Below are 26,978 nucleotides of genomic sequence, written 5' to 3' on the forward strand. Positions count from 1 at the left end.
TATTGAAAATTTGAAGAGTTTATGTTTAAAAAAATATTAGTTGCCAATAGAGGTGAGATAGCACTGCGTGTTATTAGAACCTGCAAAGAAATGGGCATTAAAACAGTAGCTGTTTATTCAACAGCAGATGCAGACAGTTTACACGTTAAGTTTGCAGATGAAGCTGTTTGTATTGGTCCAGCACCAAGTAGCGAGTCTTACTTAAAGATATCAAATATTATAGCAGCTGCAGAAATCACAAATGCAGATGCCATTCACCCTGGTTATGGATTCTTGTCTGAAAATGCAAAGTTTTCAAAGATATGTGAAGAGCATGGTATAAAATTCATTGGTGCTTCAGAAGAAATGATTTCCAAAATGGGAGACAAAGCAACAGCTAAAGCTACAATGAAAGCAGCGGGAGTCCCATGTGTTCCAGGTAGCGAAGGTATTATCGCTAATTTTGAAGAGTGTGAAAAACTAGCCAAGGAAGTTGGTTACCCTGTAATGCTTAAAGCAACCGCAGGTGGTGGTGGAAAAGGGATGAGAGCTGTTTGGAAGCAAGAAGACCTTAAAGCGGCTTGGGATTCGGCTAGACAAGAATCTAAAGCAGCATTTGGAAATGATGATATGTATATGGAGAAGCTTATAGAAGAACCTCGCCATATCGAAATCCAAATTGTTGGTGATTCTAGAGGTAAAGCCTGCCATCTGTCTGAAAGAGATTGCTCTGTACAAAGACGTCACCAAAAGCTAACTGAAGAGGTGCCTTCACCTTTTATGACAGACAAGCTTAGAGCTAAAATGGGAAAAGCTGCGGTTAAAGCTGCGGAATTTATAAAATACGAAGGAGCTGGTACAGTAGAGTTTTTAGTAGATAAGCACAGAAATTTCTACTTTATGGAAATGAATACGCGTATCCAAGTAGAGCACCCAATTACAGAACAGGTTATTGATTTCGACTTAATAAGAGAGCAAATATTAGTTGCGGCTGGAGTGCCGATTTCAGGAAAGAATTATACGCCAAACTTACATTCAATTGAGTGTAGAATTAATGCAGAAGATCCTTTCAATGATTTTAGACCTTCTCCAGGACGTATTACAACGCTTCATGCGCCAGGTGGTCATGGTGTTCGTTTAGATACACATGTTTATGCAGGTTATAGCATTCCACCCAACTATGATTCTATGATTGCTAAGTTGATTACCACAGCTCAAACAAGGGAAGAAGCTATCAACAAAATGAAAAGAGCATTAGATGAGTTTGTTATTGAAGGAATAAAGACTACGATTCCTTTTCATCGACAATTGATGGATCATCCAGATTACTTAGCTGGTAACTATACCACTAAATTTATGGAAGATTTCAAAATAAAAGACATAGTTGAAGAATAAAAAAGAACCTAGGCGCGAGCTTGGGTTTTTTTGTGTAAAAAACTTACTCTTTTTTGACATTCGAATAAATACAGTTATCTTTAAAGATTCTAAATAAAATAATCTCATGAAAAAAAATTACTTTATCAAAATTACAGCTTTTGCAGTAGTGTTTTTTTCTTTGTCTGTAACCGCCCAAAGTACAAAGAATTACTGGAGTGAAGTCAGTGATAGTGATGCAAAAAAATCCGAACAAATACTAAGAAAAATTAGTCTTAAGAAAGAAAAGTTTTATCAATTAAATATTGATGGATTAAAAAATAGTCTAAATAATATTGGAACTAGAGAGAATATTGGAAATACAATCATTTCGTTTCCGAATTCTCAAGGTGAAATAAATAGATACAAGGTATTTGAGGCCTCTGTAATGGACGCTCAACTCCAAGCGGAATTTCCAAATATAAGATCATATGCAGGGCAAGGAATAGACAATCCTGCTGAGATTGTTAGGTTTACCATAACCCCAAAAGGATTGAATGCGATGTTTTTAGGAACAAAAAATGGAACACAATTTATTGATCCTTATACCATAGATGGTAAAACTTATACAGTTTATTCAAAAAGAAGTTTAAATACACCAGACTTCGAGTTTGAGTGTGCAGTTATTGATGATGAAGAAATATTGAACAAAACTTTTGAAGAAAGTTCGATTGCGAAAAATGCGGATGATGGAATCTTAAGAAATTATCGCTTGGCTATTGCTGCTACTGGGGAATATACTGCGTTTCATGGCGGAACTGTTTCTGGAGCTATGGCCGCAATAGCGACTACAATAACTAGAGTTAATGGGATTTATGAAAGAGATTTGTCTATAACAATGACATTAGTTGCAAACAATTCTTCTATTGTGTATACAAATGCTTCAACAGATCCATTTGATAATGATAATGCAGGACTTTTAATTAATCAAAGTCAAACAGTAATTGATGGAGCTATTGGAAGTGCAAACTACGATGTGGGTCATACTTTTAGCACAGGAGGTGGAGGTTTAGCTGCTTTGGGTTCTTCTTGTGTTAATGGAAATAAAGCTAGAGGTATTACAGGTTCACCTGCACCTGTTGGTGATGCCTATGATGTTGATTATGTTGCACATGAACTTGGGCATCAATTTGGTTCTACACATACATTTAATGGAAATCAAGGAAGTTGTGTTGGTACTAATAGAACAGCTAATTCTGCATATGAACCAGGTAGTGGAAGTACAATAATGGCCTATGCTGGAATTTGTGGTTCTAACAATGTTCAAAATAATAGTGACGATTATTTTCATCAAAAAAGCCTAGATTTAATATGGAATCATATTACATCTTCTGGTGCCTGTCCAACTAATACTACATTCACAGGAAATAACGAGCCAATTGCAAATGCTGGTGCTAATTATACAATTCCACAAGGCACACCATATAAATTAGACGCTAGTTCCTCTTCAGATCCAGATGGTTTAGGTACTTTAACATATACTTGGGAGCAGTATGATTTAGGTACTGCCGGAATGCCTTTAGAAACTTCAGTTACCGGTCCAATAGTGAGATCATTTACTGGTACTAACAATCCAATAAGATATATTCCTAGATTATCAGATATTGTAGCAAATGGTGGTGTTTCTACAGCTTGGGAAAAATTATCTACAGTGAACAGGAACTTAAATTTTAGTTTAACTGTTAGAGATAATGATGCTTCAGGTGGTCAGACAGATGTAGATTTTATGACTGCTACAGTAACTACAGCAGCAGGTCCATTTGTTGTAACATCTCAAAACGTAGATGGGCAATCATGGGATATAGGTTCAACACAAACAATAACTTGGGATGTAGCGGGAACAACTGCAAATGGAGTAAATGAATCTAGTGTAAACATTTTATTATCTACTGATGGTGAAAATTTTGATACTGTTTTAGCGTCTAATGTTCCAAATGACGGCTCTCATGATATTGTTGTACCAAACGTAGCTTCGTCTAGTTGTAGAATTATGGTTGAAGCGGCTAATGGTATATTTTTTAATCTTAATACAGAGGATATTTCAATTGGTGTTACTGTAACTTGCACTGAATACTCTACTGGACCAATTAGTACTTTTATACCAGATGGTACTGGTGCAAATACAGCTGGTACTCCTGTTTTTGTGCCTATTACTATTAATGACAATGAAATTATTGCAGGAAACATTACTGTATCTGTTGATGTTACTCATTCATATATTGGTGATTTGGTAATGCAATTACAATCTCCAAGTGGTTCTTTTGCAAATATTTGGGCGAGAAACTGTAACGATGCTCAATATGGTAATATAGATGTTACTTTTGAAGATGGTGCAACAACTATTAGTTGTAATAGCCCTACTACGGGTACATTTAATCCAGCCAATCCTCTAAGCATTTTTGATGGGGAAGATATTAATGGAACATGGAATTTAGCTTTTGTAGATTTTTGGACAGGTGACACAGGTACAGTAAATAGCTGGTCTCTAGAAATATGTACAGATCAATTATCTGTAGATGAAAATCAATTAGAGAATTTAGCTATTTATCCAAACCCAAACAATGGTGAATTTAATATAGGTTTCAGCCCAAAATCTGGGGAAGATATCGAAATTCAAGTTTATGATATTAGAGGAAGAGCAATCTTTTCTAAAAACTATAATACTACTAGTAGATTTGAAGAAGCTATTAGTTTAAATAATGCACAATCTGGTGTGTATTTATTAACTATAGCAGATGGTTCTAATAAAATAACCAGAAAAATAATAGTAGAGTAAAAACTTAAATTTTTATAGAAAAGCCCCTAAATTTAGGGGCTTTTTTTATGTTATGAACTTTAGCTATTGGGAAATAAAATCATGGTTAGCCAACGTAGATTTCACTATTGTTGGCAGTGGTATTGTTGGCTTAAATTGCGCTTTGTCTTTAAAAGAAATCTATCCAAAAGCTAATATTCTAATTTTAGAAAAAGGGCTATTGCCTCAAGGCGCAAGCACTAAAAATGCAGGATTTGCTTGTTTTGGTAGTTTAAGTGAAATCTTAGACGATTTAAATACACATACCGAAAAAGAAGTTATAGAATTAGTTAAAAATAGAGTTGAAGGCTTGCAATTACTTCGTCAAACTCTAGGTGATTCAACGATAAATTATCAAGCTTTTGGTGGCTATGAGTTGTTTACTGAAAATGACGATTTATTTGAAAATTGCATATCGGAAAAAGATAATGTCAACAACCTGCTAAAGCCAATTTTTAATGCTGAAGTGTTTAGTATTAAAGGCAACATATTCAATTTTAAGAATATCAAAAGTCAATACACTTTTAATGCTTTTGAAGGTCAGATAGATACTGGAAAAATGATGGAAGCACTTCTTCAAAAAGTACAATCTAAAGGCATTAAAATTTTAAATAGTATCACTGTTGAAAGCTTTTCAGAAGATCAAGGATCAGTTAAAGTAAAAACCAATCAGTTCGATTTTTCAACCTCAAAATTAATGATTGCCACTAACGGTTTTGCATCACAATTAAATATTTCTGATGTAAAACCAGCTCGCGCACAAGTATTGATTACAAAACCCATAAAAAACTTACATATACAAGGCACATTTCATTTAGATCAAGGCTATTATTATTTTAGAAATATTGATAATCGTATCCTCTTTGGTGGCGGACGCAACCTCGATTTTAAAACTGAAGAAACTACCGAATTTGCCCAAACAAAACTCATTCAAAACAAATTAGAAACACTTTTAAAAACCACCATTCTGCCAGAAACTAATTTTGAAATCGACTATCGATGGTCAGGAATTATGGGTGTAGGTAAACAAAAAAAGACTATAGTAAAACAACTGTCTAACAAAGTGTTTTGTGGTGTTAGACTTGGCGGAATGGGCGTAGCAATTGGTAGTTTAATTGGTAAAGAATTAGCAGAATTAACTCAAAAATAAGTAATGAAAAGAGTCTTTCGGTTTTTACTAAAATGCTGTGTTTGGTTTGTGATTTTAACAGTCTTATGGGTTGCGATTTATCGATATGTGCCAGTATATTACACGCCATTAATGGCTATTCGTTCTTTTGAAAATACCGAGAAAAATTCAACATTTAAACATGAATGGGTTAATATTGAAGATATTTCTATTAACCTTCAAAAAGCTGTGATTTGCAGTGAAGATCAAAAGTTTTTAATCCATAATGGGTTTGATATTGAAGCGATTGAAAAAGCTTACGAAAACAATAAAAAATCAAAACGCATTAAAGGGGCAAGTACCATAAGTCAACAAACTGCAAAAAATGTGTTTTTATGGCCAAACAGAAGTTGGTTACGCAAAGGTTTAGAAACTTATTTTACCTTTTTAATCGAAAAACTGTGGTCTAAAGAGCGAATTTTAGAAGTGTATCTTAACAGTATCGAAATGGGTAATGGCGTTTACGGTGCTGAAGCAGCAGCAAAGCATTGGTTTGGTACTTCGGCAAAAAGATTAAATATCAATCAAGCCACAGCAATTGCGGCGATACTACCTAACCCTAGACACTACAAAGCACATCCAGCAACGCCTTATATTTCTAACAGAAAACAATGGATAATCAAACAAATGGGTTTTTATGGACCGTTAAAATTTCCGAAGAAAGACAATGAAAAACCAAAGCATTAAAACCCAATTATTACAGCTTTGTAACCAAAGTTTAGACACGCGTTTACAAAATGTTTTGGCTGTTATTGAAGATATAAAACAAAGTCTGCAAAGCGAAACAAAGAGTAGTGCAGGTGATAAGCACGAAACAGGACGCGCCATGTTACAATTAGAGCGTGAAAAAGCAGGACATCAATTAGCCGAAATTGAAAAAACAAAACAAATTCTGTCTAAAATTAATACCGAATCAACCTCTAAAAACATTGGTTTAGGCAGTGTTGTTTTTACTTCACAATCTAATTACTTTATAAGCATTAGTGTTGGTGAACTTAAAGTTGAAAATGAAACCTTTTATGCCATTTCTGCAAATACACCAATTGGTCAATTACTTCTCGGAAAATCGGTTGGTGATGAGGTTGTGTTTAGAAATATGTCCTTTAAAATCACAAAGATTTTATAAATAAAAAAAGCAGACCAACATAAGTCAGTCCACTTTCTTCCTTTCTAAGATTTATTTCTTTTTCTTTTCTCTCTTTTTACACGCCAAGGTGCATTTTTTTGCCAATCGCCAGCCATAATACAACCGTAAGGTAGTACCTCGTCAATAACATTACCTAAACCGTATTCATCCATTTGGTTTCTAACGGTTTGAGCGCTTTTATAAGCGCTTGGCAACTCGGTAATATCAATGTCGCCTGAGAAAAACCGAACATCTAATCCGCGAATTTCTTCCTTAAAAATTTGCATAATGCTTCCCGTTTTGCTCTTTCTATGCTGTGTACGGCTTACGTTTCTACCAGCACCATGTGGCGCAAAACCTAAATTGGTTTTGGTCGTAGCACCTTCAACAATCAATACAGGTTCAGACATATTTAAAGGGATTAATCGTGGACCTGTAATATCGGGCATAAACTTAGCATCCAAAGGTGTTGCACCTTTTGCATGATAAAATAAATCACCATCTTTAAATACAAAGTTATGCTCGTTCCAGTAACGGTTTTCAATGTCAATTTCTAAAGTTTCTGCAACCGAATTATGAATAACCTCATGATTGGTTTTTGTCCATTGTCTTATGGTTTGCAACGCTTGCCAATAGTCTTTTCCTTCTTCTGTTTCAAAAGGAATCCATGCGTTTTGTTTTAAAGTTTCTGGTGATAAGATTTTTCTAAAACGTTCGGCAATTTTCATCCCTTTTGTATACAATCTAGCTCCTGGACCACGAGATCCGTGATGCGTTACCAACATAGTGTTTCCTGTTTTTTTAGATGTACCAACAAACAAGAAATGATTACCATCGCCTTGAGTTCCTAAATGCGCTCTTGCAGCTTGGATCATTTGTTTATCGTTAAGTAAACTATTGTTTTCAAATGCTTCTAATAATTCCTTCGGAAATCTAAATTGCGTATTTCTATCGCGTCCGCCAGGACCAAAATGTGTATTGGCATGAGCTGCATCTAAAATGGCTTTAGGATCTGCTTTTCCAAAGTCTGTTAACATCACCGAACAACAAATATCTGCACTATGCATACCAGGATGAATAGCGTTTTTTGCTACTGCAACACCACCAACAGGAATGGTTCCGTCTGGTCCCGTTGGGCAAGCATCTGGCATGATAGCACCATTGATTAGTGTTGGTGTTTTCATTAAGGTTTGCATCGAGTTAATAACTTTAGAAACGTTATCTTCTTCTAACTCGTTTTCTGCTTTTATGTTAATTGAAAAGTCTAAAGGTTTACTATGTAGTGGTAATGGATCTGGCAACTTAAATTGCTCTAAATAACTTTGTAAAGCATCGCCTTGTAATTGGTTTTTGTTAATGTAAACCAATGCGTCTTTCATCCATTTGCCTTGTCTGTAACCTAAATTGATTAAGTCTTTTCCTGTTATTTTTGTGTTTGTTTCCATTGTTTTATTTCCCACGTAAGTGGTAATGTTTTTTTACTTTTATCTTTCTGTTTTATGAGATTCTTCGCTTTCGCTCTGAATGACATTACAAATATTATAGTGTATTGCGTAATGTTTTTGCGTAGTGAAATTATTTTAATTCTCACAGGTTTTTATACCTGTGAGAATTTTAAAATCACTTGTTTACCGAAAAAATATCCTTTAATTGTTCGATGACGTTACCATTTCCGGCTACGGTGATTTCACCAATTTTATCGGCTATTTTTTCTACGTATTCCATTTCTTTTAATTTAAACAACATACTGTTGTCTTCCATTAATTTTGCGGTATTTAACAAGCTACGTGTTGATGCGGTTTCTTCGCGTCTTGTAATAACGTTGGCTTGTGCTTTTTTTTGTGCAATTAATACTTGGTTCATGATGTCTTTCATATCGCCTGGTAAAATTACATCTCGCATACCGGCATGTAATACGTTTACGCCTAACTTGCTGGCTTGCGCTTTTACGTCTTCTAAAACTGCTTTTGCTATTTGGTCTTTTTGCTCTAACAATTCGTCTAAGGTATAAGCACCAACATAAGCCCTTAAGGCTAATTGCAAGCTTGTGTATAATTGCTTTTCGTAATCTTTATTACTCATTAATGCGGTTTCGATATCGATTACTTTGTATTGTGCATAAAAGTTAATACGCACCGCTGCTTTGTCTTTAGTTAGCAATTCTTGACCGGCAACTTCTAATTGTAACTGGCGTAAATCTGCTTTTGCAATTTTTATAGTTTGGTTGTTTCTCCAGAAGTGGTATGTACCGTGATCTAAGATTTTATCAAACTTATCGTCTACAATCATAATGGCTTTTTCGTAAGCTGCGACTTCAAAAGAGCGTATGTATTGTCTTAATTGCATATTGGTATATAAAGACTTGCTAATGTTTTCTGTGATTTCGATTTTACTTAAATCTACAGTAACAAATTTATAGTCAACTAACGTATTCCAAAATGTGTATTGACCAGCCGTTAACACTTGTTTAAAGTTGTTGTTTGTGTAGACTAAAACCATTTGGTTATCTTCTACGTTTACTACGTGTAACATGTTGGCTAAAGCTTGGTCTTCTAGTAAGATTTCCAATACTTTAGGCGCATTAAAAGCAGTTGTTAAGCTGTATGTTATAACGCTTTCGTTAAAACCTAGCCAATGGTTACCTTGTGTAATTACACGTGTGTAATCACCGTTTTTAAATACTAAACCTACGTTACCTGCATGAATTCTTACTCTTTTCATGATTTCTAATTATTGTGTTCTGATGGTTTTATTTTTAAATCAGAACGGTTATACATTTATAATAGGGTTTTCAAGCATAAGCTGAAAATGATCTATTCTTAGTTAAAACAAAATAAAAGTTAACCATCTTTCTAACTACGGAAATACTATGATTTTATAGCTTTTTAGATAATGTTTAGTAGATGATTTTTAAACGGTCTTTACTGAAAATTTTTCAACAGTTTTGTCTAAAAATGAATCTTTAAAAGATTACCCAAAGTGACTTTAAATACATTAGTATTTCAAGGTGTTGTCTAGACTGCTTTAGCAATTTTTTGCTTGAGCCAGTCCACTTTTACTTTGTTTTTTATAGCCATTTTTTATGTGATGGCAACACTGGTGGTCGATTTTTACAAGTGACCTTCTTGATCAAAAAGATGGATTAAAGTCCATGTTCAAATCTGTAACCTAAATACAGCGCGTTTACCAATTCCGCCACAAGACCGTTAGATCTTGGTAGGATTCGAACCTACAATTTGAATCTATTGCTTAACCGCTAAGCTACTTCCCGTTAGAGAAGACAGGATTCGAACCTGTGTACATAGATGGGATTATTTATTTGGTCAAATAATCTAAAAACCTTCAAGCCAAGTTGCATACAAAAACCTCATACTACACAGCAAGGATTTGTACAATGGTGCTATACCGAAACACTCAACAAGACTTGCTTGATGTGGAAGTAGTAGGACTCGAACCTACACGTTCATTTAAGAAACCAGATTTACAGTCTGGCGAGCCAACCATTTGCTCAATACTTCCGTTTTAATATTTTAAAAAGCGTTCTGAGAATACCTTCGCTTTTAGATAAGCTTTCCTAGTATTATAGCCGTAGCCCTTCTCTAGTTTTCCACACGCTTCTCATTGCTTAGAGAATTGTGTACTTATCCGATGCCTAATACATTACAGCTGTTCAGCAACTTAGACTTGGCCTGCATAGTGGCTTTTTGCCACGCTTTGCAGTTACAAGGGTTGGCTCCCTCACCATTCATAGACGTCCTCTTTACAAGGCGGCCTATTAGAATGTTCACTACACAATAAAGGCTTGCGACCTTCACTGTCCCATATATTGCAATGGGTTTAGGCAACTACTAGCTGCTGTAATGTTCGAAGTCTTTTGCTTTAAGTGATATGGAAAAAAAATTCCAACCTCTGTATTGGATGTACAGCGTCCTTAATTAGACTATATCTTTTGACCTAGAAGAAGGGCTTCGAAAATGGCTTCATAGATTTTAGCCTATAAAATACCAACCTTCTCCTTGCATGCCTCCCAGCACACGGTATGTTAAGTCACCGAACTGTTTCCAATCGGGTAACTTTAATACTGCAATACGCTCCGCTAGGCTGGATAACCTAAACGTAACCCATTACTACAACTTTTCCTATTGATGTCTCCACCTCAAGCCTAATTACTGTCGGCTATAAGTTCTTATTTACCTCAGCGGTTGCCCCTTGTAAAAAATAACTTATATGAGTTGCTTGCTTACGTGTACTGCTTTCGCGTAAAAGCAGTCTCCATTTACTGTGTCAGCAAACAGATTTATCCTTGTTACCAAGTTTATCTAAGGACGATAAGCCGCCCGTTACCTCTTAAAAAAGTTGTCATTCTGAACTCGTTTCAGATTGACAAAGCAGTTTTTAAGAAAGTAATATTTTTAATGTCAATGAACGTTTTTGTTTATTAAGCTCTGCCAGCGTTATGTCTGGCAGAGCACTACTTTAAAGTCTGATTCCAAAGACTTTTTTTATTTACCCTGCAAATATTTTATGATATTGCGCATTCTTTTTGCGTAGTAAAAATTATTTTATAAATTTTAATTTATTTGCAGTAATTCTTGTCTAACAAGTTGTGCTGCAAATTGATTTAACTGTTTAGTTATTTGTTTTTGCTCTGACTTCTCTAGAGTGTCAAACGGTGTTTTAAACTCTTTTAAGAAATCTTCAAGAGCATCTTTTGAAAGTAAACCTATAAGCTTACCAATTTGATTGCTATCTAAGTTACTTTCTTTACTCATTACATTTGCTAAACGGTTTGGGTTGATATAGCGTTCTAATTCAGATAATAAATTTTTAACCTCATTAGATAACTCAAGTTTTACAAGAGGCTTTGAATTAGCTTTACTCTTTTCACTCCATTTCGCATTTTTATTTTTTATAATAACACGGCTTCCGTTTGGTAAAAAATGAGGTACTACAGGTTTAATAACAATACCTTCGCAAGTATTGTTTTTTATTTCGGGTAGTTTTAACCATTCAGAAATTTTACTTTCAAACGCATTAGGATAAGCTAAAGCTTCTTTTAATGTGCCTCTAAAAAGTGTCTTAGCATAGAAAAATCTATATGTCTCTAAAAGCTCATTTGCTTCTGTAACATTGAGGTAAAATGCTTGATTGACCATAATATCAAAAGCATAAAACTCGTTGTAAGGTGCATAAAATATACCTTTTTGTACTCTAATAGCTTCTCTGGCTTGCTCTATATCTGGATAACTTCCGCCAAAAATTTCACCAAAAACTGTTATGCTTTCAGTATTTGGGTATTTCGTTTTTACAGCTTTGTAAAGCTTTAGTATTTTTTCATAGTAAAGCTCTTTTATTAAAGCATGGTTATTGAAATGATCTGTATCTTCTAATAGACTTGTGCGTTTGGCAGATTTTAGATCTACGCCATTAGTTATTAAACTAAAGTTAGCACCATGCACTTTTTCTTGTACCACAAAATCATTGCTTTTTATTGTAGCTAGAGCAACACGCTCTATAAATTCTTTACGGTATGCGTTTTCTATTGAATTATATTTTTTAAACATCGTAATTTTCTTTTTTAATTATTAGACATATAACTTCATCTAATAATTCTACCAGGTTCTAGGCTACGTAGAACCCAGCAGAATCCCTTAAAAGAATAGGAACCTATTCTAGAGTGAAGTATTTATACCACCTTATCTGCACAAGATGAACTTGCAAATGCATAAGGTTTTGCTTTAAAGACAAATCCCATTCCTAGGATATAGCCCATGGCATCTTTAAGTGCTACATTAGATTCAAACTTTGGATCTGTATTAATATCTGCATGTACCTCTAGTTCTACATTGTACTTGTCTAGTATATCGCAGATGGCGTATGCCACTTCTACGGACATGGTAACCTCTCTAAGCATACGCTCTTTAATACTGATTTTCTTTGTCCCTTTATAATTTCTCATAAACATAAAACCACCCTTACCTTCTCTAAGTACCACAATTACCGTAGCATACTCCACATGAGATTTATAGGCTTGAGAATCTGACCCAACACAAATCTTTAAGCGATGTCCAGCTTCTTGCTCTTTTATAATGGCGTTTTCGATAATGTTTGTAATTGGCATATCGAAAACTTTACCGCTAAAGTTTCTCCATTTTTGTTGTACAATTTTCATCAGTTCTCATTTTTTAGTTAAACATTTATTTTGTGGAACAAACTGGACTCGAACCAGTATCTTCTGGGCTTCAACCAGACGCATAGACCTGCTTTGCTATTGTTCCATTTTTGGGTGATTTCGGGACTCGAACCCTATTCTTCTCATTCACAGTGAGACATTTTACCTGTTAAACTAAAACCACCATATTTAGTTCTGACAAAAGGAGTTGAATGCTTCGACTATGCTCAGCACAGGCTCTTTATCCACAAACGTATCAGATTTGCACTTTACCAATTAAGCTATGTCAGAATGTTGTTAACTCAACAGGATTCGAACCTGTACCGAAAGATTCAAAGTCTTCCATGCTGCCGTTACACCACAAGTTATAATTGTAGGTTTAATAGGATTCGAACCTATACCACAAGGGTCGAAACCTTGCATGCTATCCATTACACTATAAACCTAGTTGTACAGAGAGTGGGATTCGAACCCACAGAAACCTGATTCTAAGTCAGGTATGTTTTCCTGTTACATCATCTCTGCAAATTGTACCCGTAGTAGGATTCGAACCTACAAGTGCGTATCTGCACCTCAGATTTTAAGTCTGATCTGTTTACCAGTTTCATCATACGGGTATGTGTTGAGATATTAGGACTCGAACCTAAACAATCCGCCTTATGAGAGCGGTGCTCTACCTGTTAAGCTATACCTCAATTTGTACTCTATAAGGGAATCGAACCCTTGTCTTCCGATAGAAAGTCGGATGCACTAAACCACTATGCTAATAGAGCTTTTTGCGGTTCATACGAGAATCGAACTCGTATCTCCCGAGAGACAGTCGGGAAGGATAGCCATTACCCCAATGAACCATTTTGTATATCTACTAGGATTCGAACCCAGACTGAAAGATTAGAAATCTTTAGTGCTATCCATTACACTATAGATATATGTTGCGGAGAGTAAGAGAATCGAACTCTTACTGCTTTTAAGCAGACTTACTTAGCAGGTAAGCACAACAAACCAATATTTGTCTACTCTCCAAATTGTCTAAGAGACAGGATTCGAACCTGCAACCTCTCGCTTCCAAAGCGAGTAAACCAACCATCGTTATCCTCTTAGTTCTGCGGAAGGAGTGGGAGTTGAACCCACACGAGTCATTATATCCTAACTGTTTTCAAGACAGCGGCCACCGCCAATTGACTTGTCCTTCCGTGATGTTGACGCGGTGAGAGTCGAACTCACATCTCCTCGATTAAAAGTCGAGTGCTTTAGCCAGTTAAGCTACGCGTCACTATATTGTATTTCAATGAACAGCATAAAAAAAGCGCCTCGTTTTACGGAAGGCGCTTTCTTTATATTAATATGAATGCATTAACTTATGTATCCATAACCTTCCTAGTATATATTTTAAATCTTTCATCATTCTCTATCTCGACCATACATTTCGGTGAACGCGACCAGAGACTTATTTGAATACTATGTTGTAAATAATTTGTCATTTGTTTTTTAATTGTTTTGACGGTGCAAATATGAAATGCATTTTTGAATTACGCAAGAAAAAAATCAATTTAATTTATTGATAATCAATACTTTATGTTGTTTTTAAGCAATAGGATTCCTGTCTGCATTTCTGCAGATTCTTAACATGTTTACAAAAGACTGTCTCTCAATTGCTTCACTGTTTTTTACCTTTATTTTACTTTTTTACTGTTTCAAAATATTTTTCAAAAAAATTATGTTCAGATCCCAATTTTATGGGGATGAGCTCAGCTTACACTCTCGAATTCACTTAAAAAGCGCTTCAAAAATGAGTTTTACTCAAAAAAAACGTCCAACTTTTTGGGTTGGACGCTTCATATTATGGTTTTAATAGTATTTAAATCATATTCAACACTTAAAAATAGACACAAAACATCCTTTTAGGGTACTCAGTAAAATTACTGCCCATCTATAATCTCCACATTCATTAAAGCGAGACATCGGTTGTTTATGTATTTGTTTTGTAATCATTTCTTGTTTAATGTGTTGCAAATATATCATTATTTATTTAGCAAAATAAATCCTTTAAAACGCACTCTTTTTGCTTAGTTAAAATTATTTAAATGGCGGTTCCCAAGTTTTTTTACTCATAATGTCCTTGACTTCTTGATAAGTAATTGGGTAGAAATCGTGACAATCTACACCAACATCAAAGCTGTTGCTGTTAGGATCGTCTGGTAAACTACCATGAGAATGACCGTAAAGATGCCAAGTACCTCTAAAACTAGAGCGCCAAACACGCATTGCATAATGCAATAGCATAATCTTTTGTTTTCCGTTTGGTGCACCTTCGTCGTTGATATTGAGTTCAAAATAGTCTTTAATCCATTCAAAACGGTTTGGATTTGCTAAAGCAGCTCCTTCATGATTCCCTCGAATAAGGAAAATTTTACCGTTCAGTTGATCTAGGATTTCTCGCATTCGTTCTGCTTTACATAGTCCAAAATCGCCTAAGTGATAAACTTTATCATGTTTATTGATTCTGCTATTCCAACGTTTTATAAGTTCTTGGTCCATTTCCTCAACCGTTTCAAACGGTCGGTTGGTGAACTTTATAATATTGGTGTGACCAAAATGATGGTCTGATGTAAAAAATATGTTTTCTGTGTTATTCATGTTTTCTATTTCTGCTATGGCAGAAACCTCGTTAATTTAAACCCGCAAGTTTGGATGTTGAAAGAACACTTCGACTATGCTCAGTATAACTATACAATATTTTCAAACTTACAGGTTGTTATGGTTATTGATGAGATTCATACATTTTGTCTCTTCTGTCTATTTCGCCTAAAGGACTTCCTTTAAAGGTTGAAATGTTAATGAACCCGTTTTCTTTTGTAATTAAAGAGTCTTTCTCTTTAACGGCTCCTATAGATTTGTTTCCGTAATCTCCAGTTAATTTTTTGGTTGCCGGATCTACATCTCCCCAAAGTTTATGTGGTTTGCCATTATCTATAGGTTCAATAAAATAGGTGATTCCCGTAATTTTACTGCTTACAATGAATCGACCTGTTTTATCTGTTCCTGTTAGGAATCGTTTTAATAATTCTTGTCGTCTCATAACAGTTTCTTTTATGTTATTTGTTTTTCTTTTTTTGTTTGTCTTTCTTCTTCTTTTTGGAAGTTTTTTTCGGCATTTTATCCTTTATTCGCGACTTTGTTTCGTTTAAGTCATACATAAAACTACCGTTGTAGGTAAAGCGTTTAGCTAATTTTAAACTTTTTAAAGCGTCTTTGTATTTTGTTTGCTGTTCAAAAAGAATTGCTTTTTTATAATGCAATACCGCTTTATCCGAACCTTTAACGGTTAGTCCAAATTCTATGAAACGCTCAGCTTCTTCATAATCTTCGTTCCATAATAATACATTTATGTAATGAGGATAAATGTGAAAAGCGTTTACGTTTTCGGCTAATGCTTCGTCATAAAATGCTTTAGCTTTATCATAATCTTTTAAAGTTTCTGCATATATACGTCCCATTAAACACAAGGCCACAGTGTTTTTTTCATCATAAGACAAAGCATAGTTTAATGCTTCTATGGCTTCTTCCAATTCGTAAGGATAAGCGTCTAATGCCTTAAATATATAGTTATTTGCTAGTGTCATTATTCTAATTGTTTGCGTAAATCAGTCTTTAGCTGATGTCGTTTTGATTTATACGTTTTATTCTTTTTTTTGAACCTTAAAGTCTGAGCCTGTAAATACTTTTACAGGATTACCACGTTCTAGTTGTAGATGGTTTTCCCATTGATGTTTTACAGTATCTTTTAAAGTTTGTAACTGCATTTCGGCAACTTTATCTTGTAAGCGCTGTTTTGCAATTTTTTTATTTTGATGCTGCGATCTTCTGTCCATCACAAGAACTTGAATGTTGCTTGGTTGATGAATGGCTCGTATTGCAGAGCTTACTTTGTTAACGTGCTGCCCACCTGGACCAGAACTTCTAGTGGCTTGATATACAATATCTTTTTCATCGAGTTGAAATTCTTGATTTTCTTCAATCTCATAAAGACCAACAAACCAGTTTTTTCGTTTATGTTGAGGTCTAAAAGATGATATACCAATCCACTGAATTGTACCTATCCAAGGTTTTAAAAATTGCTCTAGGGCTTTGCCTTCTATTTGAACCGTTACCGATTGTAACGTGCGGTTTTCTACACCTTGTTCTTTTTGAAGAATGGTATATGCTAGTTGCCCTTCTTTTAAAGTTCTTATAAATATTTTCAGTACCTGAGCCACAACCCAGCAGCATTCTGCTGGGCCACGACCTGAGGTGATTTGTATGGTTTTAGTTTCCATTTGCCCATCCTAACCTTCCCAAAGGGAAGGCATTTAAATTTTTGTTTCTTTTAATTTCGATCTTGTTATCATTTGTCCATTCTCACAATTTTTGGTGTGAACTTTCCAATGATTTCAACTAATTCTTGTTGGTTTTTCATTACGGTTTCAATGTTTTTGTATGCCATTGGCGCTTCGTCAATACCACCACCAATTAGTGAAACATCATGCATTTGTAGTTCCTTTTTAATGGCGCTTTGCGTTAATGTTGTTTTACATTGGCGTCTAGACAATACGCGTCCAGCTCCGTGAGATGCCGACTGTAAACTTTCTGTATTACCTAATCCTCTTACTACAAATCCAGGTGCTGTCATAGAACCAGGAATAATACCCAACTCTCCTTTTTTTGCTGGTGTTGCTCCTTTTCTGTGTACAATACATTCTTCACCGTTTACCTCTTGCTTCCAAGCAAAATTGTGGTGATTATCAATTTTTGCTATTGGTTTTTCTCCTAAGAGTTTAGCTATGCGTTTATGTATATCGTCATGACAGGCTTTGGCATAATCACCAGCTAAATTCATAGCTAACCAATATTCTTGACCATCATGAGTGTTTAAATCTAGCCAAGCTAAATGTTGTACGTGTTTTGGTAAAGGACATTGCTTTGTTGCTAAATATGTATAGTGTTTGGCAATGTTTGCTCCCAATCCACGTGAGCCACTGTGTGATAAAACTCCTAAATAATCACCTATTGGTAAATCCCATTCATTATTGACATCTAAGATGCTAATGACTCCAAATTCTACAAAGTGATTTCCGCCACCAGACGTGCCTAATTGCTTGTAAGCTTTATCTTTTAATCGCTTTACTAACGGTATGGTGTTAAACTCGTCACGTTCAAAGATTGGATCGTCATGTTTTACTTTATGCGTTTCGTACATGCCGAATTTGGTATGCTCTGACAAGATGTTTTCCAATTGATGCTTTTTACCTTTTAAGTAAGAAGCCTTAACAGGATAAATTGTTAAACACATTCTGCAACCAATATCTACACCGACTCCATAAGGAATTACCGCATTTTTTGTAGCTAACACACCACCTATTGGTAATCCATAGCCGACATGTGCATCTGGCATTAAAGCACCAGCTACAGAAATTGGCAGTTTTAAAGCATCAAATAATTGATACTTGGCTTGGTCGTCAATTTCATTTTCGCCATAAATCTGAAAAGGTGCGCGATGTGTGTTTAGTTTTTGTTTTGTCACATTTACTGGGTCTAATAGACTTTCTGCTATTTTTCCCCAAACACCATCACCTTTATAAGCTTCAGGATTTAGTAATACTTTTTTTGCTTCAGTTAATATTTTCTCTTTTTTTATTCGTTTTTGATAGCGATTAATCTGACCTAAAGTCACATTAATACTGTTATTTTTTGGAAATCCTAATTTGATTAGATCTTTTCCGCTTAGTTTCTTTCCCATGATATATTATCTTTTATCAGGTCTTCTAAATCATAGTTTTTAAGCTGATTTAGAAGTTGCTTTGTTTTTAATTTTTCTTGCTTATCATCTCTTAAATTCCAATTATCCTTATAGGGATAAAAAGCTTCATTGATATTATAATAGCCAGGACGCAGCAATTGCTTTTCGATATAATTTAGCTCACTTATTAAGTTTGGATCTATGCGTTTTCTATGTGTTATATAGGCTCTTGCATATCTTATTTTGTATGCTCCTTTCGGGATTCTTATATAAAACCTTACGCGTAGTTTTTTACACTCATTTCTGTATTGATATGAGGTGCATAAACTTTGAGCCTTATAACTCAACTTGTTAAACTGCTTTTTGCTTAGCGTTGGAAATCCTTTATAGATAAAATGCCTTGAGGTTTGATTATGCCATTTCTTTTCGGCTTCTTTTTTAGTTCTTCCCCAATAATACTTTTCAATTTTATCATAGATTTCTAATATTGCAGCCTTATTTTTATACCGCTCTACTTTTCTTGTTATTACAATTTCTTTGTACCATCCATGACGAATAGGTTTTTCTAATTCTATGTAACCAAGTTCCCTTATTAACAAGTAAATTTCCCATGTTCTGTTAATAAGATGCCTGACTTCTTTTTGTCTTTTTTCTTTTATATGTGGTGGTTTCACAGCTTTTATAATTTTGATTATGAATTATTTTAGCCGATTTCAATACCCACAGTTTTATGTTTACCGAAATCTGTTTAGAGGTTTCGGATGTGTTTAGTTCTCATTTTTTTTGTATTTCAATTTTAGTTTTCTTCGGAAATTTTTTAGTCTGAACAACTCTGAATTGAAGGCATAAAAAAAGTCCGAAACGTTTGGGCTTCGGACTCTTTATATGATAAAAACATAGATATCTATTTATCTGGAAAGATGTCACGAAGCGTGTAAGCTAAAGAACCTAGTTCTCCTGTCATACTTTTGTCTGTTTTAATGTGAAACATTTTACTTCGTTTAATAATTGTTTTGTTGCAAAACTGCGATGCAAATATAAAGTTGAATTTTCTAAACAACCAAATAAAATTTCAAATTAATTTACTGATAATCAAATAGTTAATTTGGTTTTAGGCAAGAAAAAGCCTGTCCGAATCACTTCAGATAGTTAAGTCCTTGAAGGCCTGTTATGTAGTTAATCAACACACGATTTTTAGGCATTGAAAAATTTTGATAAAAAAAGCGTCCAAATTATTTATTTGGACGCTTTTACTAGATTTTATACTGTTTACCTAATCTACAAATACCAAAAAAGGCACAATGTTGCGTCCGAATTATGTGATTTAAATAGATTCATATAGGTGTTTTTAATTTTTTAATCATTAATGTCTATGACATTGGCAGTATTTCTACTACTTTTCCATAAACATGTTTTGTCCATCCGTTAATTCTACCATGATTGTTACCAATCAATAATCCTCGTTTGTCATTCTTCCCTTTAACTAGGTGCGTAAAGCAGTTTCCACGAACTTTACAATAAACGATATCACCAACTTCACAATCTTCCCAACTTGCAGGAACTAGTCTTACAGGTTGCTTAGACTTTAAAAGTGGCAACATAGAATTACCAGGTTCTTTTGAAATAATGGATTCTCCATTACTTAATTTCTGAATTTTCCAATTCATAATTTTAATCTTATAAGTTATGTAGCGCACTATTGCTCCTACATATCCCAAAAAATTTTCAAAAGAAACGTTTCAATGAACTGGTGCAAATATTGGTAAAATATTCTCAAACTTCAAAATTACTATTGTAAAATTTGTTTCTGACACTTAATAATAAATCATTGATAACTCTAAGATTTGGTTTTTCTTGAAGTGTTGAATTCTCAAATATAATATCTAGCTCTTCTCGCATTATTTCCGCTTTTGCGACCAACTCATCATATTCAAATTCTGCGTTTTTAATGGATAATAAATAGTCTCTATCTAGACGCTCAACATTAATTTCTCCAGACTCTCCAATTTCTTTTGCCATGTGTAATAACCTAAATGTATGCATCATGTTTTTAGCATCATAATTTTTATCATGAGAGATGTTGTTTTTGTAACGTTCTTCATTGCGTTTGTCTACCCAAGACCAATACTCTTTGTACTTTTTGCAATAGGTAGAATAACCATCTAAATTAAAATACAACATAGCTAAGGGCAACTCCTCTTTAGGTATAGAGCTTAAGCACACCTCATTTGCGTTAGGTCTAGCTACACCTTTATAACTTAAAGATTCATTATAAAATAGATTATAACAATCCTTCATTTTTGAAATTTTGGCTAGTCCACAATAGTGACTTTTTAAACCATTTTCATTTAAAAACTGTTTCAGTGGAATTGATTTTTTGCCATCTAACACCAAACAGAAGTCTTCAACAGATTTGCGTTCTTTCTCAACAGGGTTCACAATTTTTTTGTTCAGACCTCGTGCCTTTTTTATTTGTGTAAATGCATAATTGGCAAAGGTGTTTTTACATAGCTTTGATAAAAACAATTCTGTTTTTATGGTATCAAAAATAGGGTGCTTGTACAGCACACAACGCTCTGGCACATTGAGAAGCTCTAATATGTTTGGGTTGTTTTTAGAACATAACTCAATGAACTTTCGCAATTCGTAATAAACGATATCATTAGTTTCATTGTTTACCTGACCGACATAGTCTAAAGAGTAGAATTGCTCTTTAGGAAGAATGAACACTCCTCTAATATCGGTATCTGATGTAGGTGTGTCCAATCCATAAGCTCTACTGCCACTTATGCACTCAAAAATAATATGTTCAGAGGCTTTTAATTCTTCTAAAGTCATGATTTTAAAGTTTTTAAAAACAAATGGTTAAAATCAGATGGATTAGGTTTTTTATTTGCCAATTGATTTTTCACACTATTATTTTCGTTTACAATAGCTTTAACCAGATGTATTAATTCTGATTCTACAGGATCGTTGCTTTTTTCGATACGTTTACTCTTCAAATCTATTAATTCATCTAGTTTTGAATGGTAGGTTGAATCTATTAAAGTATACATTTCCTTAAATAATACTGGAGGTATACTTTCATTCTTATAGATCCAATTGGCACAAAGTGCTGTACGTATCGCATAAAAGAAACTCTTTAAAGTCATTTTTTCTGAACCTAGCGTTTCTTCAAAATTTTTGTTCATACTATGAAAATGATAAAACCCAGAAACAGGATTAAAGTTCTCATTTGCTAATTGTCTCATGTCATTCAAGAAATCATAATCTGCCTTATACACAATTGGTGAAAACAACCACCCTGTAAAAGAAGCATTTGATTTAGCTAGTAGTCGGAGTGCTTTTCTAACATCCCAACCCGAACCATCTAATAAATCATTGTCAGCCATAAATTGTATGGAATCTTTTTGGTCCCAAAGGTTAAGATACCAATCTTTTTTATGCTTGTAAACAAAGCGTATATCGTAATCAGAGTCTGGTGAGGCAAAACCCCAAGCTCTACTTCCAGATTCTACTGCAAATAGGATTTCTATGTTTTTGTCTCGCTCTATTTCGGAGAGCTTGTTTAGTATTTTAGTTTTCATAAGTTCTTGTACTTTTTAATTCTGATTTAGGGTCATACTTTCTGCATGAAACAACATTTTGTATAGCATATTCTTTGTTATTAACATCGATTGCTATAATTTTTAAATAGATAGTATTAAGTAACCGTTTGTCTACATTGAGATTATTGCAAGACGCTATAATTTTCACAGATTTAAAAAAATTACCGTCAACATCTTTTCCTTTTAGTTTGTCAAATAATATTTGAGAATAACACGATATTCTGTAATAAAACTCCTCTTCTTTAGGGGAAATATTCTTGTTTATTAAGTCAATTTCAACTTCGTTAACTTTTTTATTGATCATCAATGTATATATCTTTCCAATTCCCCAATAACCATTCACATCATTATTGCGACTTATGAATGAGTTTAATATCCCGTTCAAAATATTTTTAATGTTTGATTTTCTACTCATTTCTTAGGGTTGATTTAATATTTGAAACAAAGCTCATAATCTATTACGCAATAGTTTTGCGTATAAAATATTTTATTCTAAATTCAAAGAAAATTTCAAAACATGCCCATTAATAAAAATGCATTAATCCGATATAAAACCATAGACAAATGTCTTCAGAACAACTACAAACAATGGACACTTAATGATTTGATAGAGGCTTGTTCGGATGCGCTTTATGAATATGAAGGAAAAGATATAGATGTCAGCAAACGTACTGTTCAGCTCGATATACAAATGATGCGAAGCGATAAACTAGGTTACAATGCGCCAATTGTGGTTTATGATAGAAAGTATTACAAATATGAAGACCCAGACTATAGTATTGTAAATATACCTGTAACAGACAAGGATGTTAAGGTGATGAACGAAGCCATACAAGTGCTCCGACAGTTTAAAGACTTCTCATTATTTAAAGAAATGGACGGTGTTTTACAGCGTTTGGAAGATTCTGTATATGCGTCTCAAAAGAATAATAGAGCTATCATTCATTTAGACAAAAATGAACAGCTAAAAGGCTTAGAATTTATAGATGTCATTTACGAAGCTATCCAAAATAAAAAGGTGATTGATGTGGCTTATCAATCCTTTTCTGCGAGAAGTTCAAGTATAATGAAAGTGCATCCTCAGTTATTAAAGGAGTTTAATAATCGTTGGTTTTTATTAGCGACAAACAAAGGGAAATTCATCACGTTAGCTTTGGATAGAATTGTGACTATAGATATTGATAACCGTTTAGAATACCAAGATTTGCAAGTTGATGGTGATACGTATTACAAAGATGTTGTTGGTGTTACAGTATCGAACTCTAAACCACTGCGTATCAAATTTTGGGTAGATAAAAAGAATGCTCCTTATGTGATTACTAAACCATTTCATACCTCACAGCGAATTATTGAAACTAGGGAAGATGGTACTATTTTTAACATTCTTGTTCAGCACAATTTTGAATTAGAGCGTCTCATTTTAGGTTTTGGGGATAGTATTGAAGTTTTAAAACCTAAAAAACTAAGAGACCGAATTTTGAGAAAATTACATCAATCGGTTAAGAACTATTCCGAAATTGATAAGTAAACTTTGAGATCTTTTTCTATTGAGTTTTCATGTTCAAAAAATAACTTTTTGCCATTTAAATCAGCTTCGATCAAATAGTGATTACCTTTAAAATAACTGGTGATAACAGTTGCCTCTAAATCTGAATTTTCAACAATTTTTAATTGATGCGCATAAACAATCTGCTCGTTAATTATATTAAATTCACTAAAAAAGGAAGCAATTAATGGTGTTTTTGGGTTTTTGTATAACTGCTCTGGTTGCCCTTGCTCTAAAATGTGTTTATTTTCTAGAACAATCATAGTATCGGCAAATCCTAATACATCTTCTTTATCGTGTGTGGCTACTATGCAAGCAACGTTTTTGTCTTTTAAATATTTAAAAACGTTGCGGCGTAAACTTTGTTTTTTAAAATTATCGATGTGGCTAAACGGTTCATCCAATAAAATAATTTCAGGCTGTTTGGCTAGTGCTCTGGCCAAAGCAACGCGTTGTTTTTGTCCACCAGATAAGGTTTTAACTTTTACGTTGGCAAAGGCTTCAAGTTCTAGAACTTTTAAAAGTTCGTTGGTGCGGTTTTTGCTTTCTTCGGGTTGAAATCTAGAGAGGTGTTTTGATATGTTTTCCGCAACAGTTATGTAAGGCATTAAATCGAATTCTTGATGCACATATTTCATAAATTCGTAACCGACAACTAAGTTATATTTAGGACCTAAAATTTCTGTGTCTTTCCAAAAAATTTGTCCTTCGCTTAAATCAAATTCGCCATAAATAAGATTTAAGAGCGTACTTTTTCCTGAACCACTTTCGCCAATAATAGAAAGGTTTTCACCTGCCTTAATTTTAAAAGAAATATCTTTTAAAACAGGTGTTTTTTTATAAGAAAATGTAAGGTTTTGTACGTTTAGCATAGGTGCAAAAATAGCATAAAAAAACCGCTCAAAGTAAATTGAGCGGCTTCTTCATAAAGTAGATTGATTATTATTTTTTTATAAACTTTCGCTTTGCGATTTTTCCATCAGATTCTAGTCTTAAAAAGTAAACTCCACTTGTTAAGCTAGAGACATCAATACTAGTTGAATCTAGTTTTAGATTAAGAACACGTTTTCCGTTGATATCAAAAATTGTAGCAATTTTATTAATAACATTACCTGAGGTTTGAATTTGTAATTCATCTTCTACAGGGTTTGGGTAGATGGACATATCAAGAAGTTCTTCGTCTTCAATACTCAGTGTTTCACCTTCTTGAATGTTGTGAGTTGTATTTATGCTAGGGTTAGCAATAACATCTACAATACCTGAAGGCCAATAAATTTTAATTTCGTTAATAGTTGTTTCTGTACCTAATCCAAAATGAGTGGTTAACGAACTCATAAATTCAAAACCTTCACCACTTCTAACATCTCTGATTTGAGTGCCTGCATTTGTGGTTATTTCTACTCTAGCACCGATACCATTTCTATTACTATAATTTGCTGTTTGATGAGCCATTCCAATAGTGTTAATTTTCACCCAATTATTACTATTACCTTGATTGTAATAAATTGTACCGTTGTAGTAAAGGTCTATAAAGCCATCATTATTTAGATCTCCAAAAGACCCATTTTTATAGTTTATCTGAGAATCGTCAGCATCTTCAAATGTCATATCTCCATTGCCATACATAATAGATCCATTACTTATAATGTCTAAATAGCCGTCATTATCAATATCGTAAGTTGAGCTTTCCCAACCAGTAGGTGCTGAAATGCCTGCACCAGAAGTAACATCAGTAAATGTATAGCTGCCACCCAAACCGTTGTTTTTCATAAGCTTGTGAGAACCAGAACTAGCACCAACAAAAACATCCATGTCACCATCATTATCAAAATCACCCCAAGCAGAAGACCAAGTTTGCATAGGATCATTTAAGCCTAATGCAGTAGCATTTTCTGTATAGGTATAATCACCATTATTTGTAAGCATCATATTTGTTCGTCTTGCAGGTTCACCACCACACTTTGCAATAAACAAGTCAATATTTCTATCATTATTATAATCTATCCAAATTGAGCCATAGTCACCACCAGAAGGATAGTTACCTAAAGAATATGGTGCGCCAGCATCATCTGATTGATAAAAATTAAAATTACCTGTGCCATCGTTAATAAAATATACATTTGGCTCTACATCATGACAAACAAAAGCATCTAAATTACCATCGTTGTTGATGTCTACAAAATTGGAACGTTGTGAAAACACATAGCTAGTGGTGGATTGTTTAGTAAAACTATTTCCGTCATCACTAGCTTTCATAAATGTAACACCACTTCCTGCACCATATAATAAATCTGTTTTACCGTTGGCATCAAAATCTGCTGCAGCCATACTCCAACCTGGTAAGTAATCTGCATATGGCGTGGTAATATTTATATTAGCAAAAGATCCATCAGGATTCTGTTTTCTTATATTAATATTGGTGCTTGAGACTCCTACAATGTCATCGAGAAAGTCACCATCCATATCTACAACCGTTAAGTCATAAGTTCCACTTACACTGATAGGTTGTTGTATAAAATTGATTCTAGGCACATGTGGAGTTGAGAAATTAACCGGACCTACCCAATTGCTATGGTCGCCACCATTACAATTTGCTCTAACATAGATTTCGTAGTCTGTACTAGAGTTTAGTCCAGAGATTATATAAGGATCATTATCAGATGTGTTTTCACCATTTGAAGTAGGTATACCAGATCCTTGATCTTGAACAATTACTTCCCAAGATGTTTCATTAGAACCTGGAGTCCAATAAATATATGCAGAGTCAAAACTTATATTTGAAACCGATAAGTCACTAATATTGGGACAAGCTGGTGGTATTCCTGAAAACAGTACTGGAGAGGTAAAACAAAACCCATAACCAAAAGACCCATTGTCTTTGTAATAAATTCTATATTTAAAATTAGATAATTGATTAGGTGTAAATGAAGTAATATTAAGATCTGCAATATCCAAAGTTTCATAAGGCCCATTACAGTAATTTGAAGTTGGGGACGAAGGCGTGCTGTTATCATAGGTGTTTCCCCAAGACAACCATTGAGATGTGTCTGCGTCCCAATATTCTATATCAATGGTTTCAGTTTGATAGATTCTGAATACATAGCTAGTATTTAAAAATATTGAAAATTCACCAGCATTATAAGCTGCCGTTAAATCTATTATAGGAGATTCAGCCGCAATATCATTATCGGAATTATTACCAGCATCATCATCATCAAAAGAGAAAGTTCCTGCAGTATTACTTAAATTAGTTGGGTCACTATATAAAAAAGATATATCATATGTACCTGTTAAGGTCCAATTATCATTTGGCCAATTCGCAGGCTGATTTAAAACTTGAGATTTGCCCCAAAAAAAGGAAAATGCAAAAAAGAGTAGAAGCGTAATTTTTTTCAT

The 26,978-nt window shown here is 34.1% G+C and carries 22 protein-coding genes and 13 tRNA genes; 6 read left to right on the plus strand and 29 right to left on the minus strand.

Annotated features, from left to right (window positions below):
* Nucleotides 1-21 precede the first annotated feature (21 nt).
* From accC to QGM60_RS13600, 5 genes are all read left to right on the plus strand, one after another.
* Nucleotides 22-1,374 (plus strand): acetyl-CoA carboxylase biotin carboxylase subunit, encoded by a 1,353-nt coding sequence (accC, locus tag QGM60_RS13580; protein WP_281140801.1) that lies wholly within the window; start codon nucleotides 22-24, stop codon nucleotides 1,372-1,374.
* A 106-nt stretch (nucleotides 1,375-1,480) separates the two neighbouring features.
* Nucleotides 1,481-4,168, plus strand: coding sequence for a reprolysin-like metallopeptidase (locus QGM60_RS13585; RefSeq protein ID WP_281140802.1), 2,688 nt, complete (start codon nucleotides 1,481-1,483; stop codon nucleotides 4,166-4,168).
* Between the two features lie 52 nt (nucleotides 4,169-4,220).
* Entirely contained in the window at nucleotides 4,221-5,336 is a 1,116-nt protein-coding gene (locus tag QGM60_RS13590; RefSeq protein ID WP_281140803.1) for an FAD-dependent oxidoreductase, read from the plus strand.
* Nucleotides 5,337-5,339: 3 nt separating this feature from the next.
* Entirely contained in the window at nucleotides 5,340-6,041 is a 702-nt protein-coding gene (gene mtgA / locus QGM60_RS13595) for a monofunctional biosynthetic peptidoglycan transglycosylase (RefSeq protein WP_281140804.1), read from the plus strand.
* Nucleotides 6,022-6,480 (plus strand): 3-oxoacyl-ACP synthase, encoded by a 459-nt coding sequence (locus QGM60_RS13600; RefSeq protein ID WP_281140805.1) that lies wholly within the window; start codon nucleotides 6,022-6,024, stop codon nucleotides 6,478-6,480. The genes mtgA and QGM60_RS13600 overlap by 20 nt, the downstream gene beginning before the upstream one ends.
* A gap of 44 nt (nucleotides 6,481-6,524) precedes the next feature.
* On the opposite strand, the gene QGM60_RS13605 is transcribed toward QGM60_RS13600, so the two are convergent.
* The 27 genes from QGM60_RS13605 to QGM60_RS13735 all read right to left on the minus strand — a co-directional run bounded on the left by QGM60_RS13605 (nucleotide 6,525) and on the right by QGM60_RS13735 (nucleotide 22,451).
* Nucleotides 6,525-7,925, minus strand: coding sequence for an RtcB family protein (locus QGM60_RS13605; RefSeq protein ID WP_281140806.1), 1,401 nt, complete (start codon nucleotides 7,923-7,925; stop codon nucleotides 6,525-6,527).
* A 175-nt stretch (nucleotides 7,926-8,100) separates the two neighbouring features.
* Entirely contained in the window at nucleotides 8,101-9,201 is a 1,101-nt protein-coding gene (locus QGM60_RS13610) for a slipin family protein (protein ID WP_281140807.1), read from the minus strand.
* A 713-nt stretch (nucleotides 9,202-9,914) separates the two neighbouring features.
* Nucleotides 9,915-9,999, minus strand: a tRNA-Tyr gene (locus QGM60_RS13615).
* A gap of 1,052 nt (nucleotides 10,000-11,051) precedes the next feature.
* Complete coding sequence (locus tag QGM60_RS13620) at nucleotides 11,052-12,044, minus strand: RNA ligase family protein (protein WP_281140808.1); 993 nt, start codon at nucleotides 12,042-12,044, stop codon at nucleotides 11,052-11,054.
* Between the two features lie 122 nt (nucleotides 12,045-12,166).
* A complete protein-coding gene (locus QGM60_RS13625; protein ID WP_243473254.1) occupies nucleotides 12,167-12,652 on the minus strand; it encodes a ribonuclease H-like YkuK family protein in 486 nt (161 codons plus the stop codon).
* 33 nt (nucleotides 12,653-12,685) lie between these two features.
* A tRNA-Phe gene (locus tag QGM60_RS13630) sits at nucleotides 12,686-12,758 on the minus strand.
* A 6-nt stretch (nucleotides 12,759-12,764) separates the two neighbouring features.
* Nucleotides 12,765-12,837: transfer RNA gene (locus QGM60_RS13635), tRNA-His, on the minus strand.
* Between the two features lie 112 nt (nucleotides 12,838-12,949).
* Nucleotides 12,950-13,020: transfer RNA gene (locus QGM60_RS13640), tRNA-Gln, on the minus strand.
* Between the two features lie 6 nt (nucleotides 13,021-13,026).
* Nucleotides 13,027-13,098 (minus strand) — tRNA-Arg (locus QGM60_RS13645).
* A 5-nt stretch (nucleotides 13,099-13,103) separates the two neighbouring features.
* Nucleotides 13,104-13,177 (minus strand) — tRNA-Leu (locus QGM60_RS13650).
* A 6-nt stretch (nucleotides 13,178-13,183) separates the two neighbouring features.
* Nucleotides 13,184-13,269: transfer RNA gene (locus tag QGM60_RS13655), tRNA-Leu, on the minus strand.
* A 5-nt stretch (nucleotides 13,270-13,274) separates the two neighbouring features.
* A tRNA-Met gene (locus QGM60_RS13660) sits at nucleotides 13,275-13,347 on the minus strand.
* Between the two features lie 5 nt (nucleotides 13,348-13,352).
* Nucleotides 13,353-13,425: transfer RNA gene (locus QGM60_RS13665), tRNA-Glu, on the minus strand.
* Nucleotides 13,426-13,431: 6 nt separating this feature from the next.
* A tRNA-Asp gene (locus QGM60_RS13670) sits at nucleotides 13,432-13,503 on the minus strand.
* Nucleotides 13,504-13,680: 177 nt separating this feature from the next.
* Nucleotides 13,681-13,753: transfer RNA gene (locus QGM60_RS13675), tRNA-Pro, on the minus strand.
* A gap of 5 nt (nucleotides 13,754-13,758) precedes the next feature.
* A tRNA-Ser gene (locus tag QGM60_RS13680) sits at nucleotides 13,759-13,845 on the minus strand.
* 6 nt (nucleotides 13,846-13,851) lie between these two features.
* Nucleotides 13,852-13,925: transfer RNA gene (locus QGM60_RS13685), tRNA-Lys, on the minus strand.
* A gap of 803 nt (nucleotides 13,926-14,728) precedes the next feature.
* Entirely contained in the window at nucleotides 14,729-15,289 is a 561-nt protein-coding gene (locus QGM60_RS13690; protein ID WP_281140809.1) for a metallophosphoesterase, read from the minus strand.
* Nucleotides 15,290-15,413: 124 nt separating this feature from the next.
* Complete coding sequence (locus tag QGM60_RS13695; RefSeq protein WP_281140810.1) at nucleotides 15,414-15,731, minus strand: hypothetical protein; 318 nt, start codon at nucleotides 15,729-15,731, stop codon at nucleotides 15,414-15,416.
* Nucleotides 15,732-15,747: 16 nt separating this feature from the next.
* Nucleotides 15,748-16,275 carry a tetratricopeptide repeat protein gene (locus QGM60_RS13700; RefSeq protein WP_281140811.1) on the minus strand — a complete coding sequence of 176 codons (528 nt, stop codon included), beginning with the start codon at nucleotides 16,273-16,275 and terminating at the stop codon, nucleotides 15,748-15,750.
* Between the two features lie 57 nt (nucleotides 16,276-16,332).
* Nucleotides 16,333-16,968 (minus strand): peptide chain release factor H, encoded by a 636-nt coding sequence (gene prfH, locus QGM60_RS13705; protein ID WP_281140812.1) that lies wholly within the window; start codon nucleotides 16,966-16,968, stop codon nucleotides 16,333-16,335.
* A 68-nt stretch (nucleotides 16,969-17,036) separates the two neighbouring features.
* Nucleotides 17,037-18,428 carry an RtcB family protein gene (locus tag QGM60_RS13710; protein WP_281140813.1) on the minus strand — a complete coding sequence of 464 codons (1,392 nt, stop codon included), beginning with the start codon at nucleotides 18,426-18,428 and terminating at the stop codon, nucleotides 17,037-17,039.
* Nucleotides 18,413-19,102 carry a hypothetical protein gene (locus QGM60_RS13715; RefSeq protein WP_281140814.1) on the minus strand — a complete coding sequence of 230 codons (690 nt, stop codon included), beginning with the start codon at nucleotides 19,100-19,102 and terminating at the stop codon, nucleotides 18,413-18,415. The genes QGM60_RS13710 and QGM60_RS13715 overlap by 16 nt, the downstream gene beginning before the upstream one ends.
* Nucleotides 19,103-19,798: 696 nt before the next feature.
* Nucleotides 19,799-20,095 carry a S26 family signal peptidase gene (locus QGM60_RS13720; RefSeq protein WP_281140815.1) on the minus strand — a complete coding sequence of 99 codons (297 nt, stop codon included), beginning with the start codon at nucleotides 20,093-20,095 and terminating at the stop codon, nucleotides 19,799-19,801.
* Nucleotides 20,096-20,201: 106 nt separating this feature from the next.
* Nucleotides 20,202-21,266: a nucleotidyltransferase domain-containing protein gene (locus QGM60_RS13725; RefSeq protein WP_281140816.1), complete on the minus strand. Its 1,065-nt coding sequence runs from the start codon at nucleotides 21,264-21,266 to the stop codon at nucleotides 20,202-20,204.
* A complete protein-coding gene (locus tag QGM60_RS13730; protein WP_281140817.1) occupies nucleotides 21,263-22,015 on the minus strand; it encodes a nucleotidyltransferase domain-containing protein in 753 nt (250 codons plus the stop codon). The genes QGM60_RS13725 and QGM60_RS13730 overlap by 4 nt, the downstream gene beginning before the upstream one ends.
* Nucleotides 22,005-22,451: a hypothetical protein gene (locus QGM60_RS13735; RefSeq protein ID WP_281140818.1), complete on the minus strand. Its 447-nt coding sequence runs from the start codon at nucleotides 22,449-22,451 to the stop codon at nucleotides 22,005-22,007. Before QGM60_RS13735 ends, QGM60_RS13730 begins: the two co-directional genes overlap by 11 nt.
* A 102-nt stretch (nucleotides 22,452-22,553) precedes the next feature.
* Here QGM60_RS13735 and QGM60_RS13740 point away from each other — a divergent pair, with 102 nt between their 5' ends.
* A complete protein-coding gene (locus tag QGM60_RS13740; protein WP_281140819.1) occupies nucleotides 22,554-23,564 on the plus strand; it encodes a WYL domain-containing protein in 1,011 nt (336 codons plus the stop codon).
* Here the strand turns inward: QGM60_RS13740 and QGM60_RS13745 are convergent.
* Together QGM60_RS13745 and QGM60_RS13750 are read right to left on the minus strand one after the other, a co-directional pair.
* Nucleotides 23,543-24,454: an ABC transporter ATP-binding protein gene (locus QGM60_RS13745; RefSeq protein WP_281140820.1), complete on the minus strand. Its 912-nt coding sequence runs from the start codon at nucleotides 24,452-24,454 to the stop codon at nucleotides 23,543-23,545. The two genes, QGM60_RS13740 and QGM60_RS13745, sit on opposite strands and share 22 nt — an antisense overlap.
* Before the next feature lie 70 nt (nucleotides 24,455-24,524).
* Nucleotides 24,525-26,978: an FG-GAP-like repeat-containing protein gene (locus QGM60_RS13750; RefSeq protein WP_281140821.1), complete on the minus strand. Its 2,454-nt coding sequence runs from the start codon at nucleotides 26,976-26,978 to the stop codon at nucleotides 24,525-24,527.

Source organism: Winogradskyella sp. SYSU M77433 (assembly GCF_029911945.1).
Classification (GTDB): domain Bacteria; phylum Bacteroidota; class Bacteroidia; order Flavobacteriales; family Flavobacteriaceae; genus Winogradskyella.